The sequence below is a fragment of the Streptomyces sp. V4I23 genome (genome assembly GCF_030817975.1).
Taxonomy (GTDB): domain Bacteria; phylum Actinomycetota; class Actinomycetes; order Streptomycetales; family Streptomycetaceae; genus Streptomyces.
The window spans coordinates 6,633,885-6,651,652 of sequence record NZ_JAUSZW010000004.1 but is presented as its reverse complement, the minus strand read 5'-3'; the positions used below and the strand labels follow the sequence as shown (position 1 = coordinate 6,651,652).

Annotated in this window: 16 protein-coding genes and 1 riboswitch; of the genes, 6 read left to right on the top strand and 10 right to left on the bottom strand. The window is 70.9% G+C overall.

What is annotated here, in order from left to right:
* Positions 1–122: 122 nt before the first annotated feature.
* Positions 123–551 (top strand): SRPBCC family protein, encoded by a 429-nt coding sequence (locus QFZ82_RS32550; RefSeq protein ID WP_177152892.1) that lies wholly within the window; start codon positions 123–125, stop codon positions 549–551.
* Positions 552–602: 51 nt separating this feature from the next.
* Here the strand turns inward: QFZ82_RS32550 and QFZ82_RS32545 are convergent, their stop codons facing one another.
* On the bottom strand, positions 603–1,211 hold the full coding sequence (locus QFZ82_RS32545; protein WP_307716526.1) for a PadR family transcriptional regulator: 609 nt from the start codon (positions 1,209–1,211) through the stop codon (positions 603–605).
* Between the two features lie 138 nt (positions 1,212–1,349).
* Here QFZ82_RS32545 and QFZ82_RS32540 point away from each other — a divergent pair, with 138 nt between their 5' ends.
* Positions 1,350–2,171: a PhzF family phenazine biosynthesis protein gene (locus QFZ82_RS32540; protein ID WP_307716525.1), complete on the top strand. Its 822-nt coding sequence runs from the start codon at positions 1,350–1,352 to the stop codon at positions 2,169–2,171.
* 40 nt (positions 2,172–2,211) lie between these two features.
* Here QFZ82_RS32540 and QFZ82_RS32535 read toward each other — a convergent pair whose 3' ends face one another.
* Positions 2,212–3,009, bottom strand: coding sequence for a CPBP family intramembrane glutamic endopeptidase (locus QFZ82_RS32535; protein WP_307716524.1), 798 nt, complete (start codon positions 3,007–3,009; stop codon positions 2,212–2,214).
* A 182-nt stretch (positions 3,010–3,191) separates the two neighbouring features.
* On the opposite strand from QFZ82_RS32535, the gene QFZ82_RS32530 reads away from it, so the two are divergent.
* Positions 3,192–4,985 (top strand): substrate-binding domain-containing protein, encoded by a 1,794-nt coding sequence (locus QFZ82_RS32530; protein ID WP_307716523.1) that lies wholly within the window; start codon positions 3,192–3,194, stop codon positions 4,983–4,985.
* Between the two features lie 12 nt (positions 4,986–4,997).
* On the opposite strand, the gene QFZ82_RS32525 is transcribed toward QFZ82_RS32530, so the two are convergent.
* Complete coding sequence (locus tag QFZ82_RS32525) at positions 4,998–6,509, bottom strand: glutamate-cysteine ligase family protein (protein WP_307716522.1); 1,512 nt, start codon at positions 6,507–6,509, stop codon at positions 4,998–5,000.
* Positions 6,510–6,998: 489 nt separating this feature from the next.
* Between QFZ82_RS32525 and QFZ82_RS32520 the strand changes: the two genes are divergently transcribed.
* Both QFZ82_RS32520 and QFZ82_RS32515 read left to right on the top strand, forming a co-directional pair.
* Positions 6,999–7,589 (top strand): hypothetical protein, encoded by a 591-nt coding sequence (locus QFZ82_RS32520; RefSeq protein ID WP_307716521.1) that lies wholly within the window; start codon positions 6,999–7,001, stop codon positions 7,587–7,589.
* Positions 7,590–7,892: 303 nt separating this feature from the next.
* Positions 7,893–8,099 (top strand): DUF5999 family protein, encoded by a 207-nt coding sequence (locus QFZ82_RS32515; protein WP_305737813.1) that lies wholly within the window; start codon positions 7,893–7,895, stop codon positions 8,097–8,099.
* Positions 8,100–8,171: 72 nt separating this feature from the next.
* Here the strand turns inward: QFZ82_RS32515 and gcvP are convergent, their stop codons facing one another.
* On the bottom strand, positions 8,172–11,057 hold the full coding sequence (gcvP, locus tag QFZ82_RS32510) for an aminomethyl-transferring glycine dehydrogenase (protein ID WP_307716520.1): 2,886 nt from the start codon (positions 11,055–11,057) through the stop codon (positions 8,172–8,174).
* 181 nt (positions 11,058–11,238) lie between these two features.
* Positions 11,239–11,336: riboswitch (glycine riboswitch) on the bottom strand.
* Between the two features lie 101 nt (positions 11,337–11,437).
* Here gcvP and QFZ82_RS32505 point away from each other — a divergent pair.
* The gene (locus QFZ82_RS32505) at positions 11,438–11,830 is read left to right on the top strand and encodes a PRC-barrel domain-containing protein (protein WP_307717914.1); all 393 of its coding nucleotides are present in this window, start codon (positions 11,438–11,440) and stop codon (positions 11,828–11,830) included.
* A gap of 222 nt (positions 11,831–12,052) precedes the next feature.
* Here the strand turns inward: QFZ82_RS32505 and QFZ82_RS32500 are convergent, their stop codons facing one another.
* From QFZ82_RS32500 to QFZ82_RS32475, 6 genes are all read right to left on the bottom strand, one after another.
* On the bottom strand, positions 12,053–13,708 hold the full coding sequence (locus QFZ82_RS32500; RefSeq protein ID WP_307716519.1) for a DNA polymerase IV: 1,656 nt from the start codon (positions 13,706–13,708) through the stop codon (positions 12,053–12,055).
* Positions 13,709–13,804: 96 nt separating this feature from the next.
* Positions 13,805–14,401 (bottom strand): MerR family transcriptional regulator, encoded by a 597-nt coding sequence (locus tag QFZ82_RS32495; RefSeq protein WP_373429358.1) that lies wholly within the window; start codon positions 14,399–14,401, stop codon positions 13,805–13,807.
* Between the two features lie 184 nt (positions 14,402–14,585).
* Positions 14,586–15,059 (bottom strand): bifunctional nuclease family protein, encoded by a 474-nt coding sequence (locus tag QFZ82_RS32490; protein ID WP_177152903.1) that lies wholly within the window; start codon positions 15,057–15,059, stop codon positions 14,586–14,588.
* A 53-nt stretch (positions 15,060–15,112) separates the two neighbouring features.
* The gene (locus tag QFZ82_RS32485; protein WP_307716518.1) at positions 15,113–15,856 is read right to left on the bottom strand and encodes a MerR family transcriptional regulator; all 744 of its coding nucleotides are present in this window, start codon (positions 15,854–15,856) and stop codon (positions 15,113–15,115) included.
* A 46-nt stretch (positions 15,857–15,902) separates the two neighbouring features.
* The gene (locus tag QFZ82_RS32480; protein ID WP_307717912.1) at positions 15,903–16,865 is read right to left on the bottom strand and encodes an FHA domain-containing protein; all 963 of its coding nucleotides are present in this window, start codon (positions 16,863–16,865) and stop codon (positions 15,903–15,905) included.
* A gap of 64 nt (positions 16,866–16,929) precedes the next feature.
* Positions 16,930–17,766 carry a DUF881 domain-containing protein gene (locus QFZ82_RS32475; RefSeq protein ID WP_307716517.1) on the bottom strand — a complete coding sequence of 279 codons (837 nt, stop codon included), beginning with the start codon at positions 17,764–17,766 and terminating at the stop codon, positions 16,930–16,932.
* Between the last annotated feature and the right edge of the window lie 2 nt (positions 17,767–17,768).

Sequence of the window (17,768 nt, the reverse complement as noted above, 5' to 3'; positions counted from 1 at the left end):
CCCCTCCGGGCGGCGCGCCGCCTTGTCCCGGCCGCCACGTCTGACGAGCCGTCAGTATTGAATGTTCGCGCACCTGGAGCTACGTTCCGCGGCACCGTAACCCGACTGGAAGGGGTGGCCGCATGGCCGAGGTCAGCGCGGAGGCACGCATCGAGGCGCCGGCGGCGAAGGTCTGGGCCCAGCTGACGGACTTCGCCTCGTACGGCCGCTGGAACGCCACGCACACCAGCTTCCCCAGGGGCGGCCCCGAGCCGCTGGAGAGGGGGGCCACGTTCGCGGAGAACATGAAGCTGATGGGCTTCCCCGCCGAGGTGACCTGGACCGTCGAGGAGTTGGAGACGGAACGGGTGCTCGCCATCAGGGGCAAGGGGCCGATGTCCGTCGACGTCGGCACCCGCTACGAACTCGTCCCGGACGGCTCGGCGACGACGGTGCGCATCGACGGCGAGTTCACGGGCGCGGCGGTCTCCCTCATGGCCGGCAAGCTCAAGGACTCGGCCACGGCGGCGCTCAACGAGTCGCTGCGCAAGCTGGGCGGACTGGTCACCTGAGCATCCGCGAGGGGCCCCGCGGTACGGGGCCCCTCGGCGTCGGCGGGCGCTTCAGTGCTCGTCGGCGAGGATCAGGTAGAGCTTCTTGCGGGCCTCGTTGATGACCGCCACGGCCTTCTGCCGCTGCTCCGTGCTGCCCGTCTTCCAGACCTGGCCGAATGCCTCCATCAGCCCGAAGCCGGCCTGGCGGACCTCGTTGACCGTGTCCCAGTCGACGCCGCGCCCGGCCTCCTCCCAGGGAGCCTCGGGCCCTGTCTCGGCCTCGGCGCGACCGGAGTCCGTGAGCGTGAACAGCTTCTTGCCACCCTCGCTCTCGGAGACGATCAGCCCCTCGTCCTCGAGCAGCTGGAGCGTCGGATAGACCGAGCCGGGGCTGGGCTTCCAGGCCCCGCCGCTGCGCTCGCCGATCTCCTGGATCATCTCGTAGCCGTGCATCGGCCGGTCCTTGAGCAGAGCCAGGATCGAGGCGCGCACATCACCGCGCCGCGCCCTCCCCCGGCCGCCGCCGCGCCCGCGGCCGAAGGGTCCGCCGAACGGAGGCCCCCAGGGCCCGAACGCCGCGCGCCGGCCCTCCCATTCACCCTGACCCTGATGGCCGGGCCCGCAGTGCCCACGACCTCGGCCGTGTTCGCCTTCCTGACCGTGTCCATGTGAACGCATCGCTACGCTCCTTCCATCGTTGATCTGTCGCGATGCGTCAACGATATATCGGAATCTGTCGCATGACAATGCCCGGCAGGTCCAGCTCTCACGGATTGGCCTTGGCCTGCGGCTTTACGCGGGCTCTACGGTCACGGCATGCGGATTCGAATCATCGACGCCTTCACCGACCGCCCCTTCGCCGGCAACCCCGCCGGAGTCCTGCTGCTCGACTCCGGCGCGTTCCCCGACGACGTATGGCTCCAGAACGTGGCCAAGGAGGTGAATCTCTCCGAGACCGCCTTCGCCCACCCGCTGCCCGGCGGGGGCGAGGCGGACTGGGCGCTGCGCTGGTTCACGCCGGTCGCCGAGGTCGACATGTGCGGGCACGCCACCCTCGCCACCGCCCACGTCCTGCACAGCACCGGCGCGACGAGCGGCACCGTGCGCTTCAGCGCACGGTGCGGCGTCCTGACCGCGACCGCCCACGACGACGCGGCCATCACGCTCGACTTCCCCACCGCGCCGCTCACCCCCGTCCCCGTTCCCGACGGCATCGCCAAGGCACTCGGCGCCGAGGTCCTCTCCGCCCACGACACCGGCGAGCACGTCGGCGACCTGCTGGTGGAGTTGACCGACGAGGCGACGGTCCGCTCCCTGACCCCGGACTTCGCGGCCCTGGTGGCGCACTCCGAGCGGGGCGTCATCGTGACCGCGGCGGCCGCCGACCCGTCGGCGGGGTACGACTTCGTGTCACGCGGCTTCTTCCCCCGCCTCGGCATCGACGAGGACCCGGTCACAGGCAGCGCGCACACCGCGCTCGCACCGTTCTGGTCCGCACGCCAGGGCCGCGACGAGCTGACCGGACTGCAGGCGTCCGCCCGCTCCGGCCTGGTCCGCACCGCGCTGCGCGGCGGGCGCACACTGCTCACCGGCCGCGCCGTGACCGTCATCGACGGGGAGCTGCTGACGGCGCCCTGACACGGCGCGGGGGCGTACGGCCGGTGCCGTACGCCCCGGGTCAGCAGCTCTCGCGGCCTGTCGGCGTGGGCAGCCAGCACACATGACCGGCCAGCAGCCCGTAGCCGACGAAGGCCACGATGTCGAGCAGCGCGTGGGCCGCCACCAGGGGCCCGACCCGGCCCCAGCGGCGGTAGAGGAGCACGAAGACCACGCCCATCACCATGTTGCCGACGAACCCGCCGATCCCCTGGTAGAGGTGGTAGGAGCCGCGCAGCAGCGAACTCACGGCCAGCGCGGCCGTCGGCGACCACCCCAACTGCCCCAGTCTGCGCAGCAGATAGCCGACGACGATCACTTCCTCCAGCACGGAGTTCTGGATCGCCGAGAGGATCAGCACCGGGTACTTCCACCACACGTCCGGCAGGGATTCCGGCACGACGGTGAGATTGAAGCCGGCGGCGCGCGCGATGAGGTAGAAGGCCAGCCCGGCGCTTCCGATGCCCGCCGCCACGAGTGCGCCCCTGCCCAGGTCCGACCACGGGCGGCTCCGGTCGAAGCCGATCGCCCCGAGCCCGGCGCGTTCGCGGACCAGGAAGTGCGCGACGAGCAGCACGGGCACCAGTGCGGTGGTGATCCCGAAGAGCTGCCAGGCGAGATCGAGCCACGGCCGCCCCGGGGCCGCCGACGAGTTCAGCATCGCGGCCTGGTCCTTGAGGCCCCCCGGCCTCGTCAGCGACCCGACAAAGCTGATCAGGGACGAGACCGCGCTCGCGCCCAGCGACAGCGCGAGGACGAGCACGGTCTCGGACCGCAAGATCTTCTGCGACGCGCCCTCCCGGGGAAGAGATCCGGCCATGCCTTCCGGCTCCGCCTGCACAACTGCCTCCAGTTCGCCAATCCCGTCTCGTCCCCATCCTCGTCCCGCTAGGGTCTCGAATGCAGGTACGAAGATCACGCGACAGGCCGGGGGGACACACGTCATCACGATGACGCGGTCCCCTTTTTCCTTGCACACCGCACAAGGAGGGGCACCACCGCATGGGACGTCACAGCTTGCCCGACGCCGAGGTGACGGAGGGAGGCAGGTCCCGTCCCCGCGTGCGCCGTCGCACGACCGTCATCGCCACCGCTCTCGTGCTCGGCGTCGCGGCCGGGGCGGGGGCGGCCGTGCAGAGCGGGCTGCTCTCCTTCGCGGGTTCCTGCCAGGACTCCGCCGTCAGGATCGATCTGGCCGCGTCCCCCGACATCGCCCCCGCCGTCGAGGAGATCGCCGAACGGGCCCGTGAGGAGGGCGTCAGGTCCGACGGCCAGTGCATGGACGTGCACGTCGTCTCCCGCGAGAACCACGAGGTGGCGGACCTGCTCACGACGGGGTCGAACAGCCCCGACTACGAGGTCTGGCTGCCGGATTCCGAGGTCTGGGCCGAACGCGTCCGCAGCACGGGCGACGGCGTGCCGCTCACGCCCGCCGGCAACGTCGCCCGCACGCCCGTGACCCTGGCCACCGTGCCGTCGGCCGGCGCACAGCTGGGCTGGCCCCGCAGGACGTACACCTGGGCGGAGCTCACAGCCGCCGCCACGGCGACGGACGACGTGCGCCTCGGCTCGGCCGATCCAGCCCGCAGCGCCACCGGGCTGCTCGCGCTCACGAGTGTCTCCCGCTCCGCGCAGCGGACGGACCCGGACGCGGACACCGGCGTGGCGGCGACGGCCAAGCTGCTCTCCCAGCGGCTGTCGGACACGGACACGGAGGCCGCGAGCACCCTGGCACGCGCGGACGCGGGCGAGGCCGCCGGTGACCCGGCCCGCAACCAGGCCGTGTTCCTGACGGAGCAGGCCGCTTTCGCGTACAACGCGTCGGCCGGCGAAGGCGTCCCCGACCTGCGGCTGTTCTATCCCGAGGACGGCAGCCCGATGCTGGACTACCCGTACGAGCTCGTCGACGAGACCGACCTGTCCACCGACGAGAGCCGGGCGGCCACCCGCTTCATGGCGCTGCTGGACGAGCCGCGCTCGCGCACGGCGCTCGCACGGCAGGGGTTCCGGGTGCCGGACAAGCCCGTGGACGCGCGGCTGGTCCGCGCGGCGGGCGGCCGGGCTCCGCAGCCGTTCGCGGCCGAGGGCGCGGCGGCCGATCCGCTCCCGGCGGACGCGATCCAGCAGACGCTCGGCATGTGGACCATCACCGTGCAGAGCGCCCGGCTCACGACGGTCGTCGACGTCTCGGGGTCGATGCAGACACCGGTGCCGGGGCGGGGGGCGCAGACCCGGCTCGACGTCACCAGGGAGGCGCTGCAGAAGGCGCTGGACCAGTTCACACCGGAGGACGAGATCGGACTCTGGGAGTTCGCGACGGGGCTCGACGGCCCGAACGACTACCGCGAGGTCGTACCCACGGACCCGCTCGGTCCGGCGGGCAGGCCCGGCACCCAGCGCGCCCGCCTCTCCAAGGCCTTCGACGGCCTCGCCGCCGTCCCCAACGGCGCGACCGGCCTGTACGACACCACGCTCGCGGTCTACAAGAAGGCCCAGGACACGTATGTGAAGGACAAGTTCAACGCGCTGGTGGTGCTCACCGACGGCTCGAACCAGGACCGGTTCAGCATCACGCGCAGCAATCTGATCTCCGAGCTGAACCAGCTGAGCAATCCCAACACCCCGGTCCCCGTGATCGCCATCGCCATCGGTCCGGAGGCGGACCTGCAGGAGGTGGACGAGATCGCCAGGGCGACGGGCGGCGTGGGCTACGAGGTCAGCGACCCCGCGGAGATCACGTCGGTGATCCTCAAGGCGATCATGGCGGTGGGGCAGAAGGGCGGCGCGGCCGGCTGACGACGGGCCGGCTCACGACGCCGCGCCGGGGAATCCCACGGGCCAGGTGTGCACCGGCTCCCCTTCGCGCATCAGCTCGCCGTAGCGCCGGGTGGTCGCCGCGAGCACCGCGTCCCGTTCGAGCCCGGCCTCCAGTGCCCGGTGGAAGGTGTCCACCTGCCAGGAGGCGCCGTTCGTGCGCCGCCTGCACCGCTCCTCGATGATGCCGAGGTACCGGTCACGGTCGGCGGGCTCGATGTTCCACGCGTCGAGACCGGCCGCGGCGAGCGGGAGCAGTTCGTCCCGCACGAGCTTGGCGACGGGCACGCGGGTGACCCCGCCGCCGCGGCCGGGGCGCGGCCACAGCAGTTCGGCGTCGATGCCGTGACGGCAGGCGGCCTCGAAGTTCTCGTGGGCGGCAGCGAAGGGCAGCCGGGTCCACACCGGCCGCGTCTCCTCGGCCAGTGCCCGCACCAGTCCGTAGTAGAAGGCCGCGTTCGCGACGACGTCGGCGACCGTGGGGCCGGCGGGCAGGACGCGGTTCTCCACCCGCAGATGCGGCACGCCGTCGACGACGGCGTACACCGGCCTGTTCCACCGGTACACGGTGCCGTTGTGCAGGACGAGCTCCTGGAGCCGGGGGACCCCGCCGTCGTCGAGCACCCGCAGGGGGTCCTCCTCGTCGCAGATCGGCAGCAACGCGGGGAAGTAGCGCAGGTTCTCCTCGAAGAGGTCGTACGCGGAGTTCACCCAGCGCTCGCCGAACCAGGTGCGCGGCCGCACACCCTGCGCCTGGAGCTCGGGCGGGCGGGTGTCGGTGGCCTGCTGGAACAGCGGAGGCCGCGACTCGCGCCACAGCTCCCTGCCGAACAGGAAGGGCGAGTTGGCGCCGACGGCGACCTGGACGGCCGCCACCGCCTGCGCCGCGTTCCACACGTCGGCGAACCGGGCGGGTGTCACCTGCAGGTGCAGCTGGACCGACGTGCAGGCCGATTCCGGGGCTATCGACGACGAGGTGCAGGTCAGCCTCTCGACGCCCTCGATGTCGAGTGTGAACTCCTCGCCGCGCGCGGCCACGATCTGATCGTTGAGCAGCATGTAGCGGTCGACGTCGGAGAGATTGGCGGAGACGAGGTCGTGCTGCCGCAAGGTGGGCAGAATTCCGATCATCACGAGCCCGGAGCCCACTTCGGCGGCCCTGCGGTCGGCATATCCCAGACCGGTCCGCAACTCCTCTGCCAACTGATCGAAAACGTGCCCGTCCAGCCGGTGCGGAACGATGTTTACTTCCAGGTTGAACATTCCCAGTTCGGTCTGGAAATCAGGACTCGAGATGCGGGAGAGTACTTCCGCATTCATCATCCTCGGCGTCCCGTCCGCATCCGCGAGATTCAGCTCTATCTCCAGCCCCATGAGGTTCCTGGGCCGGTCGAACCTCTTCTCCGCCAGCAGCCGCCCCAGTCCCGCCAGGCACTGCTGGAGCTTGCGCCGGTACCGTTGACGATCGGACAGGTCGAACCCGCCTGCCACGATCTTCTCCCCCATCGAAGGGTCCCTCCTCGAGTGGGCAGCCACGCAGCGTGGGCCGCTCGCGTCACGGACGATAATGCCCAGACTCTTAGATCCGTAACGCCCGCGCGGCAGGTCCGCTCCCGATAGTCTGGAGTCAGTACGCACGGGGCACATTCACCGGGCACTTCCCACGGTGTGATGCGACGGTCACTTTCCGGATCCGGCCGGGGCGAAAACACCGTACGGATTCGGCCTACCACTCCGCGGAAGAAACCGCAGGCCACGTCCTCGGCCTCCGGAAAACACGCCGGAAACTCGGGCTCGGCGGGTCCGGTATTCGCCTTGCGAAAAATCACCGCGAAGGCTAGCGGAAACAATCACTGAACACGGGTCGTATAAACTCTGCGGATGGGCCGGGATTCGGCGCCAGGTGGTCTTTCCGGCCCCGCGCGGCCCGTACGCCGACAGTGCCGTCTGCATCTCCCCGCATCACCGTGTCTCTTGAGTGAGAGGCGACCCATCATGCCGCTGCATGTTCCCCCGGCCCCCGTGCCCGCCCTGCGCAGCGTTCTCGCAGCACTCGGTTCCCCCACGGCCGTCCGTGAGGCTCCGACACCCGCTCTCAGGTCCGTCCAGGGACCCCTGAGCCCCGAACTGCCCCTTCCGGTCCATGTCCTGGACCGAGTCGTCCCGACCGCCGGCGCCCCGTACACACGGCTCGCCGGCTGGCGCTTCCTCATCCGCAACGGCGATCGTGCCGTGGCCGCGGCGGACACGAGGCTGACGCCGGACGGCTGGGCCTTCTCCCACTTCTTCGAAGGGCCCTATCTCGGTTCCACGGAACGTGCGCTGCGCCAGGCAGAGGCGATGGGAGCACCTTTCCAGCCGCGCCTGCTGTCCGTACCGGAGCTGTACATGCTCACACTCTGGCTGCACCGCGACATCGAGGCCGACGCGTCCGCCGGCACTCTTCAGCCGACCGACGTTCTGGTGCCGCTGGCACCGGCCCCGCCCGGCATCGCGGCTCACCGGCCGCACCAGGTCGCCGATCTACTGCCCGTGCTGACCCTGCGGCTGACACCGCAGCCCCTGCTCGACTCACCGGCCGCCTGACCTCGCCTGACCTCCAGTACGCCCCGCGACCGGCCGGTCGCGGGGCGTACTGCTGAGCAGCGTATGGCCCGGCCGGACTAGCCCTGCCGGGTCACTTCGAACCACCCGAAAGGACAGGCCGGTTGCGCTGAACCGCTCACGCGGGTGATGCGTCATGAATCAGTAGGAAGAGCTGCTGTGAAATCCCTGCGGATCGACGCCCGTGGGGGAACACTGGGACCGGACCGACAGAGACGGGGGGCGGCCATGAACAGCTCATCGAGCCGCAGGACACTCACCACACCGCAGGGAAAGAACCCATCCATGTGCCAGCACCAGCCAGCCTGCCCTACGCCCGACTCAGCCGACCGGGAGGCGGCGCGCCTGGTGGCACACCACCCGGAGCAGGGCTGGAGCCTCCTGTGCAACGGTGTGCTCCTCTTCGAGGACACCGGCGAACTGCTGCCCGACGGGCAGATCATCGCTCCGCACCGGCCGCGTGAGACCGGCCAGGTGATGACGGCCGCGTAGAGCGGTCGCCGAGACGACCAGGGGCCGGCCGGAGAGTTCTCCGTACCGGCCCCGATCCATGCGCGCAGGGCGTCAGTTGTCGTACTCGTCCAGCGGCGGGCAGGAGCAGACCAGGTTGCGGTCGCCGAAGGCGCCGTCGATACGGCGGACCGGCGGCCAGTACTTGTCCGCAGCGCTCACACCCGCCGGGAAGACGGCTTCGTCACGGCTGTAGGCATGGTTCCACTCGCCGCCGAGGGCGGCCGCGGTGTGCGGGGCGTTGCGCAGCGGGTTGTCGTCCGCGGGCCATGCGCCCGACGCCACCTTCTCGATCTCGGCACGGATCGCGATCATCGTGTCGCAGAAGCGGTCGAGTTCGGTCAGGTCCTCGCTCTCCGTCGGCTCGATCATCAGCGTGCCGGCCACCGGGAACGACATGGTCGGCGCGTGGAAGCCGTAGTCGATCAGGCGCTTGGCGATGTCGTCGACGCTGACACCGGTCGCCTTCGACAGCGGCCGCAGGTCGACGATGCACTCGTGGGCGACCAGACCCGCCGGACCCGTGTACAGCACCGGGTAGTGCGGCTCCAGGCGCTTGGCGATGTAGTTCGCCGCGAGAACGGCCACCTGCGTGGCCCGCTTGAGACCCTCGCCGCCCATGAGACGGACGTACGCCCAGGAGATCGGCAGGATGCCCGCCGAGCCCCACGGGGCGGCCGAGATCGGGCCGACGCCCGTCTCGGGGCCCGCGGTCGGCTGCAGCGGGTGGTTCGGCAGATAGGGCGCGAGGTGCGCGCGTACGCCGACCGGGCCGACGCCGGGACCGCCGCCGCCGTGCGGGATGCAGAAGGTCTTGTGCAGGTTCAGGTGCGAGACGTCGCCGCCGAACTTGCCCGGCTTGGCGAGACCGACCAGTGCGTTGAGGTTGGCGCCGTCCACGTAGACCTGGCCGCCCGCGTCGTGCACCTGAGCGCAGATGTCGGCCACGTGCTCCTCGAACACGCCGTGTGTCGAGGGGTAGGTGATCATCAGCACGGAGAGTTCGTCGCCGTACTGCTCGATCTTGGCGCGCAGGTCCTCGACGTCCACCTCGCCGTCGTCGGCGGTCTTCACGACGACGACCTTCATGCCGGCCATCACGGCGCTGGCGGCGTTGGTGCCGTGCGCGGAGGACGGGATCAGGCACACGGTGCGCTGCTCGTCGCCGTTTGCGCGGTGGTACGCGCGCACGGCCAGCAGACCGGCCAGCTCGCCCTGGGACCCGGCGTTGGGCTGGATCGAGACCTTGTCGTAGCCGGTGACCTCGGCGAGACGGTCCTCCAGCTCGTGGATGAGCGTCAGGTAGCCCTCGGCCTGCTCGACGGGCGCGAAGGGGTGGATCTGGCCGAACTCCGGCCAGGTGACCGGCTCCATCTCCGTCGTCGCGTTCAGCTTCATCGTGCAGGAGCCGAGCGGGATCATGCCGCGGTCCAGCGCGTAGTCCCGGTCGGCGAGCCTGCGCAGGTAGCGCAGCATCGCGGTCTCGGAGCGGTGCTGGTGGAAGACCGGGTGGGTGAGGTACTCGTCGGAGCGCAGCAGCGCAGCCGGCAGGCCGTCGGTGCTCGCCGCGTCCAGCGCCTCGACCTCGCCCTGGACTCCGAAGGCGGACCACACGGCCGTCAGCTGGTCGCGGCCGGTGGTCTCGTCACAGGCGACGGAGACGTGGTCGGCGTCCACGAGGTGCAGGTTGACCCCGCCCTCGCGCGCGGCGGCGACGACGTCGGCGGCCTTGCCGGGCACGCGCAGCGTGAGCGTGTCGAAGAAGGCGCCGTGCACGACCTCGACGCCGCCGGCCCGCAGCCCGTCGGCGAGGACGGTGGCGTAGCGGTGGGTGCGCTCCGCGATGCCGCGCAGACCGTCGGGGCCGTGGTAGACGGCGTACATGCCCGCCATGACGGCGAGCAGCACCTGCGCGGTGCAGATGTTGCTGGTGGCCTTCTCGCGGCGGATGTGCTGCTCACGGGTCTGGAGCGCGAGCCGGTAGGCCTTGTTGCCGTCCGCGTCCACGGAGACGCCGACGAGGCGGCCGGGCAGGCTGCGGGCGAACTTGTCGCGCACCGCCATGTAGCCCGCGTGCGGGCCGCCGAAGCCCATGGGGACGCCGAAGCGCTGGGTCGTGCCGACGGCGATGTCCGCGCCGAGCTCGCCGGGCGACGTCAGCAGGGTGAGCGCCAGCAGGTCGGCGGCGACGGTGACGATCGCGCCGAGCTCGTGCGCCTGCTCGATGACCGGCTTCAGGTCCCGTACGGCGCCGGAGGCACCCGGGTACTGGAGCAGCACGCCGAAGACGCCGCGCTCGGCGATCTCGGCGGGGATGCCCTCGCTGAGGTCGGCGGTGACGACCTCGACGCCGGTGGGCTCGGCGCGGGTCTCGATCACGGCGATGGTCTGCGGCAGGGCGTCGGCGTCGATGAGGAAGACGCCGTCCTTGACCTTGCCGACCCGGCGGGCGAGCGACATGGCCTCGGCGGCCGCGGTGCCCTCGTCCAGCAGGGAGGCGCCGGAGGTGGGCAGGCCGGTGAGGTCGGCGACGACGGTCTGGAAGTTCAGGAGGGCCTCGAGCCGTCCCTGGGAGATCTCCGGCTGGTACGGCGTGTACGCGGTGTACCAGGCCGGGTTCTCCATGACGTTGCGCAGGATGACCGGCGGCGTGAAGGTGCCGTAGTAGCCGAGGCCGATCATGGGCGCGAGCACCTGGTTGCGGTCCCCGAGCGAACGCAGCTCGGCGAGGACGTCGGCCTCGGTGCGGGCGTCGGGGAGGTTCAGCGCCTCGGCGCTCTTGATCACATCCGGCACCGCGGCGGCGGTCAGCTCGTCGAGCGATCCGTACCCCACCTGCGCGAGCATCTTCGCCTGGGCAGCGGCGTCGGGGCCGATGTGTCGCTGCTCGAAGGGTGTGCCTCGCTCCAACTGGGAGAGCGGAATGCGGTTGGCGGTCATGTGGGAGGCCTCCTGGTCTTATGCGACCTGCGAGGGGCATCGCGGCGCGGATGCCCGGACGGCCTCCCCCTCTGTCATCTCGAACCTGAGAGCTTCACCGGGCGCCATGGAGCGACGCGCCGGCTTTCACCGTCGGTGAGAGCGGATGCCGTCCGACGCCCGCCCTGCTTTCCAGAGTGACCTCGTCCGTGCGGTACAGGGGCCTGAGAGATTCCGGGGAGGATTTGCTCCTTCGGCGCCGCCGGTGGGATCACCGGTGGACTCTCCCGCACAGGGTCAACAGCCGATTGCCAGGGTACCAGCGCGTTCCTATGAAAAACCTTCAAGTGGCCGTCACCCGGGATGTGCCCTTTTGTAGTGACTGAGAGCAGGTGCGACCCATTGGAGGGACCGTGCAGACCGATATCGATCCGCGCAGCCTGATAGGCCGCAAGGCGTTCGACCGCGACGGCCACAAGATCGGCACTGTCGACGAGGTCTACCTGGACGACGCCACGGGCCAGCCCGAGTGGGCCGCCGTTCGTACGGGACTGTTCAGCCGGGACGCCTTCGTGCCCCTGGAGCCGAGCGAAGTCGTCGACAACGCACTCCACGTCCCCTACGAGCGCGCCCTGATCAAGGACGCGCCCGACTTCGGTGTCGGACGGCATCTCTCTCCCGAGCAGGAGCTTCAGCTCTATCACCACTACGGCCTCGACCTCTCGGCTCCCCCAACGCCTGCCCCGTCCGCCGGCGACCGCTCCTTCGGCCAGGTCACAGGCCAGGAGGACTGACGCCGTCCCTCCCTCCCACCTCAGCCCCCGGTCGAGGGCCCCATTTCCCGCATCGGACGCCATGCTCCGTGGCCCCGTCAGGAGCACTGACGCCGGCCCCCCCTCAGCCCCCGGCTGGGCCCGCGAGCCGTGGCATTCCGACGCGGGCGCCCCGACCGCCCTGCCCGGTGAGTTCCGGTCCGCTCCAGGACGAGCCCGGCGGTCTGTGGGCTCCCTCGGCCGTCAGGTGCTCGGCGCCACCCTGTGCTCGTCGCCGCCCGGAACGGACGCGCTCCCCTCCGCCGCTCCCGGCGGAGGGGCACCCGGCGCCTCAGGCCCCGGCCGAGCGATCGCATGAGGGGGCCCTGTGGCCGCCCCATCCGAAGCGGCCGCGTCTCTGCCGGGCCCACCGGCCCTCGGTGCCGGCTCCCCCGAGGCAACCGTCTCCGGCAGCGGCCCCTCGGCCCCCGCCGCCGGCCCACCCGAGGCGACCGCCTCCTCCCCGGACGCATCGGTCCGCGGAGAGACCGCCGGCACCAGCGGCAGCGGGTCCGACGGCTGGAGGTCCTCGTCGTCCACCCGGAACGTGCGCACCCGGCCCGGCGCCGATCCCGGCTCCTCGAAGCGCACGGTCACGCGCCCCACGCCGCTCCCCTGCACCCAGCCCGCCCCGTACACGGCATGCCGGACGTCCTGCCCCGCGGACCAGTGCCGCGCGATCGGCCCGGCCGGTCCGGGCTCCACCGGCGCCTCCTCGCGCTCGGCCCCCTCCGGCGGCTCACCGGCCTCGACCGACGACGCGGCCGAGGAGGCCGCGGCCTCCTCGGCCGCGGCCTGCGCGAAAAGGTCCTCCTGCGTGTAGTCGGCAAGCCCCGTGACCCCGACTCCGAGCAGCCGTACACCGCCCGTCGTGTCCACGGACTCCAGCAGCCGGCCCGCGGCCTCCCGCACCACGGCCGGGTCGTCGGTCGGCCCCCTGAGCGTCTCCGAGCGCGTGAGCGTCGAGAAGTCGTAGCGCCGGACCTTGAGGACGATCGTCCGGCCGGAGTGTCCGCCCGCCCGCAGCCGCTGCACGCAGCGCTCGGCGAGCCGCTCCACCTCGATCCGCACCCGCACCCGGTCGTGCAGGTCCACGTCGAAGGTGTCCTCCACCGACACCGACTTGGCGTCCCGCTCGGCGACCACCGGCCGGTCGTCGTGCCCGAGCGCCATCCGGAACAGCGCGGTGCCGTGGGCCCTGCCCAGCAGGCGTACGAGCTCGTCCTCGCCTGCCTCCGCGAGGTCGGCGACCGTGGTCATCCCCGCGCGTCGGAGATGCTCACCCGTCGCGGGGCCCACGCCGGGCAGTGTCCGCACGGACAGGGGCCCGAGCAGCTCTCTTTCGGTGCCGGGCTCTATCAGGACGAGACCGTCCGGCTTCGCCTGCTCGGAGGCGATCTTCGCCAGCATCTTGGAGCCGGCCAGGCCGACGGACCCGGTCAGCCCCGTCATCGCCCGGATGTCGGCCCGCAGCCGCTCTCCCGTCGCACGGGCCGAGGCCGAGTCGTCGGCGGCACCGCCCGCCTCCAGGTCGACGAAGGCCTCGTCCAGGCTGAGCGGCTCCACGAGCGGCGACAGCCGCCCCAGCAGCTCCATGACGTGCTCGCTGACCGAGCGGTAGAGCGAGAACCGCGGCACCAGGTATGCCGCGTTCGGCGCCAGCCGTCTGGCCTGCGCCATCGGCATCGCCGAGTGCACGCCGAAACGCCTCGCCTCGTACGACGCGGTGGCGACCACTCCGCGCGGCCCGAGCCCCCCGACCACCACGGCCTTTCCGCGCAACGAGGGCTTCGCCGCCTGCTCGGCAGCGGCGTAGAAGGCATCCATGTCCAGATGCAGGATCGTCGGCGCGGATCTCACACCATCGATGCTGCCCTACACCACTGACAACGTCGCCGCGCGAACAGCGCGGCGACGCCTGTGTCCGCCTGGTGCCGCTGGGGCGCGGCACCCGGATCACCCCGCGCGGTCGCGCCTGCGCCTCGCCAGCTCGTCGGCGGGGTTGTTGCCGATCAGCGTCTCGCCCGTGTCGACGCGTTCTCCGTGCAGTTGCGAAAGGGCCGCCTCGACGTCGCGCCACACGACGCCCACCGCGATCCCGAAGACGCCCTGACCCCCTTGGAGCAGGTCGACGACCTCGTCGGGCGACGAGCACTCGTACACCGTCGCCCCGTCGCTCATCAGCGTCATCCGCTCGAGGTCGCGAAAGCCCCGGGCACGCAGGTGCTGGACGGCGGCGCGGATGTTCTGCAGCGCGACGCCGGTGTCCAGGAACCGCTTGACGATCTTGAGGACGACCACGTCCCGAAAGCTGTAGAGCCGCTGTGTGCCCGATCCGTACGCCGGCCGCACGCTCGGCTCCACCAGGCCCGTACGCGCCCAGTAGTCCAGCTGCCGGTAGGTGATTCCCGCCGCCGCGCACGCGGTCGGTCCGCGGTATCCGATGGTGTCCGTGAAGGGGTCGGCCGCGCTGTCGTGCAGCGGATACGGCCCGCCTTCCACCGGACTGATTCCGGGGCCGCCCCCAGCCGTACTGTCGCCGCTGCTTCTCACGCCGACCTCCGTCCTTGACCTGCCACCTCGAAGGTAGGGAGTCACCAGGGGTGCGTCAACGATCGCCACACTCGGCACGCCGAGTGATAATCACCCTGAGAGTGGTTTCTCGTGCCCGATCCGGGGAAAGGCTACTCGAATGCGCCGATGCCGCACGGCCGGGTGCTCACCGCCCGCGACGGCCTCACTGGCTGCTGGAACCGAAGTCCTCCGGCGAGATCTGGTCGAGGAACTCGCGGAACTTCTCCACCTCGTCCTCCTGCTCGTCCGGGATGGCGATCCCCGCGTCGTCGAGCACACCGTCACTGCCGTAGATCGGGGTCCCGGTGCGCAGGGCGAGCGCTATGGCGTCGGACGGCCTGGCACTCACCTCGACACCGCTGGCGAAGACCAGCTCCGCGTAGAACACGCCCTCGCGCAGGTCGGTGATGCGGACCTCGGTGAGCTCCTGGCCCACCGCGTCGAGGACGTCCTTGAACAGGTCGTGCGTCAAGGGTCTGGCGGGGGCCATCCCCTGCTGCGCGAAGGCGATCGCGGTCGCCTCCCCCGGTCCGATCCAAATGGGGAGGTACCGATCGCCTCCCACTTCACGCAGGAGCACGATCGGTTGGTTCGAGGGCATTTCGACCCGGACACCCACAACGTCGAGCTCGTTCACACAGCAACCCTAGGACGTGCGGACGAGGTTTGGGTAGTCGGGCTGGGCCAAGATCAGTGCAGCCGCACTCCGAGGGCGCTCTGGACCAGGGCCGCGTGCAGTCTCACGGACAGCGCGGCCAGCTCTCTCGTAGTGGCCTCCGCATGCGCTCTGGTCTGCGGATTACGGTGTCTGCGCAGTGGCGCCACGATCTGCTCGACCAGCCCGGCGTCCCGGTCGGCGGACGCCTTCATCGCCCGCAGATGCCGCGGCTCGAGTCCGAATCTGCCGAGCTCGCAGACGAGCCGGGCCACCGTCACCGACTCGGCGTCGTAACCGCCGCTCGCGTCGGCCGTGAGCAGCCCGTACGACTCCCACTCGGCCAGGTCCTCCTCGCCCACCTCCGCGGCTGCCAGGAGCTCGGCCCGGCCGAGCCGCCGGGCGGTACGGCGGTCGCTCTCGCCCCCGTCACCGCCCTCGAACAGCTCGCGCTGGGCCCCCTGGACGGGCAGCTGGATCTGCTCGCCGCGCTCGAGGGCGTCCAGCTGCTCGCGGATGACCTTGAGGGGAAGGTAGTGGTCGCGCTGCATGCGCAGGACGAGGGCCAGGCGCTCGACGTCCTGGGCACTGAACTTGCGGTACCCCGACGGGGACCGGCGCGGCTCGACGAGCCCCTCGGCCTCCAGGAAACGGATCTTGGAGATCGTCACCTCGGGGAACTCGTCGCGCAGCCGTGCCAGCACCGCGCCGATGCTCATCAGCCGGTCGCCCGGGCCGGCGGTGCCGTGTCCGGCACCGCCCGTCGGTGTACGCAGCATGTACCTTCCCTGTGGGAGTCCCCCCGGACGGAGTCTGGGGAAACGGTCACACGCCCCGCTGGTTCGCGTAGAACACCAGCCGGTACTTGCCGATCTGGACCTCGTCACCGTTCGCCAGGACCACCGAGTCGATCCGCTCGCGGTTCACGTACGTGCCGTTGAGGCTGCCGACGTCGGAGACGCTGAAGCTGCCGTCCGGGCCTCGGCGGAACTCCACATGGCGGCGCGAGACCGTCACGTCGTCGAGGAAGATGTCGCTCTGCGGGTGACGGCCCGCGGTCGTCAGGTCACCGTCCAGCAGGAAGCGGCTGCCCGAGTTCGGGCCGCGGCGCACCACCAGGAGGGCGGAGCCGAGCGGCAGGGCGTCGACCGCCGCCTGAGCCTCGGGCGACAGCGAGGGCAGGGCGGTCTGCCCGGTGACCTCGGAGTCGTACGCCTCGATCCCAGAGATCGAGATGGTCGACGTCGTCTCGGAGGCGCGCTCGGCCGGAGCACCACCGCGAAGCGGCGCACCGCAGTTGGAGCAGAACCGACCGGCCTCGGTGTTCCGGTGGCCGCACCTCGTACAAACCGGCAGACCCGCCATGGAGGGATCCTCCTGCCGCGGTTGTCCCGCGTGGGGATTGGTCGCATACGGATCGGGGGCAAACCCTCCACCCGCACTTGAGGTTGATGGTTCCCCGAAACCTATGCGCCCGGCACCGGCAGGGTCAACAGACGACGCGCCCTGTCCGCCCGAATTGTCGCCACCGGCGACCTCGTCGCGGAACAGCGGCCGCTCGGCGCCCTGCTCCTCGCTCTGGCCGTGGCGCGGCGCGCGGTGGCGGGCGTTGCCGTCCTCGCGTGCGCTCTTGCCGAACAACTTTCCAAACAACTTCACGGGCGTTTCCCCTTGACCGAAATAGACCCGCCCGTGGGGCAGGACGAATCCTGAACGAACACACCTGCCGACCCGGACATCTTCACAACGTCCGTAACCACCGGACAGTTTCCACCACGCGCCACCGATCCGGTGCGTCGCCCCCCTGCAAATTTCCGCCCTGGCCCGGCAGCAGACTCCATGCTTCCCCGTTTCACTGGGAGGACGACCGAGCGTAGTCAGGCCGCTCCGCCGGTCGCAAGGCGTCGACAATGATCTTCTCCGAACGCTCCACGGTCGCCGTGGCCTGCTCCTTCTCCAGTGTCTGCACCACACCACCGGGGATGTTCAGCGCGGGCTCCAGGTCCTGCGGCTTGCCGATGACCTCGAAGGTGTACGGCGCGCTGACGCGCTTCCCGTCGACCTCTATGTCACCCGCCGTACCGGAGAAGAACGTGTCGGCGACGACGCGGACCCCGTTGACCTGGATCGCCTCCGCGCCGGCGGCCCGCAGCTCCTGGATCGCGTCGAGGAGCATGTCGGGCTCCACCGTGCCCGACGGGTCCCCGATGGTCAGCGTGATGCCGGGACCCTGCGCGGCCACCGTGCCGGCGAGGATCCCGAGCTGCTGCTCCTTCTGGAGCGTCTGCTTGCGCGCCTCCTCGGCCTGGTCGGAACTGCTCTCCAGCTCGGTGCGCTGGTCCTCCAGGCGCTGCTTCTCGTCCGCCAGGCGCTGCGATCGGTTGTCGAGCTCGTCGAGGATGCGCACCAGGTCCTCCTGGCGCGCCCCGCGCAACGCGCTCTCGTCGCTGTTCGAACGCACCTGGATGGCCAGGCCCAGACCGAGTACGAACAACAGCACCGCGACGATGAGTTGGGCGCGCGTCACCCGAGGCGGCCACACGGCGGCACGCAGCCGCTGCCGTCCTGTCTGCGAGGGGCTCTCGTCCGCGGGGGGATCGGGCTGCTGCGCCGGCGGCGGGGCGAGCGGCGGCAGCGGCTCGCGCCTGGGCTCCGGCGAACTGCGGTGGGGTTTCTCTTCGCTGTTCATGT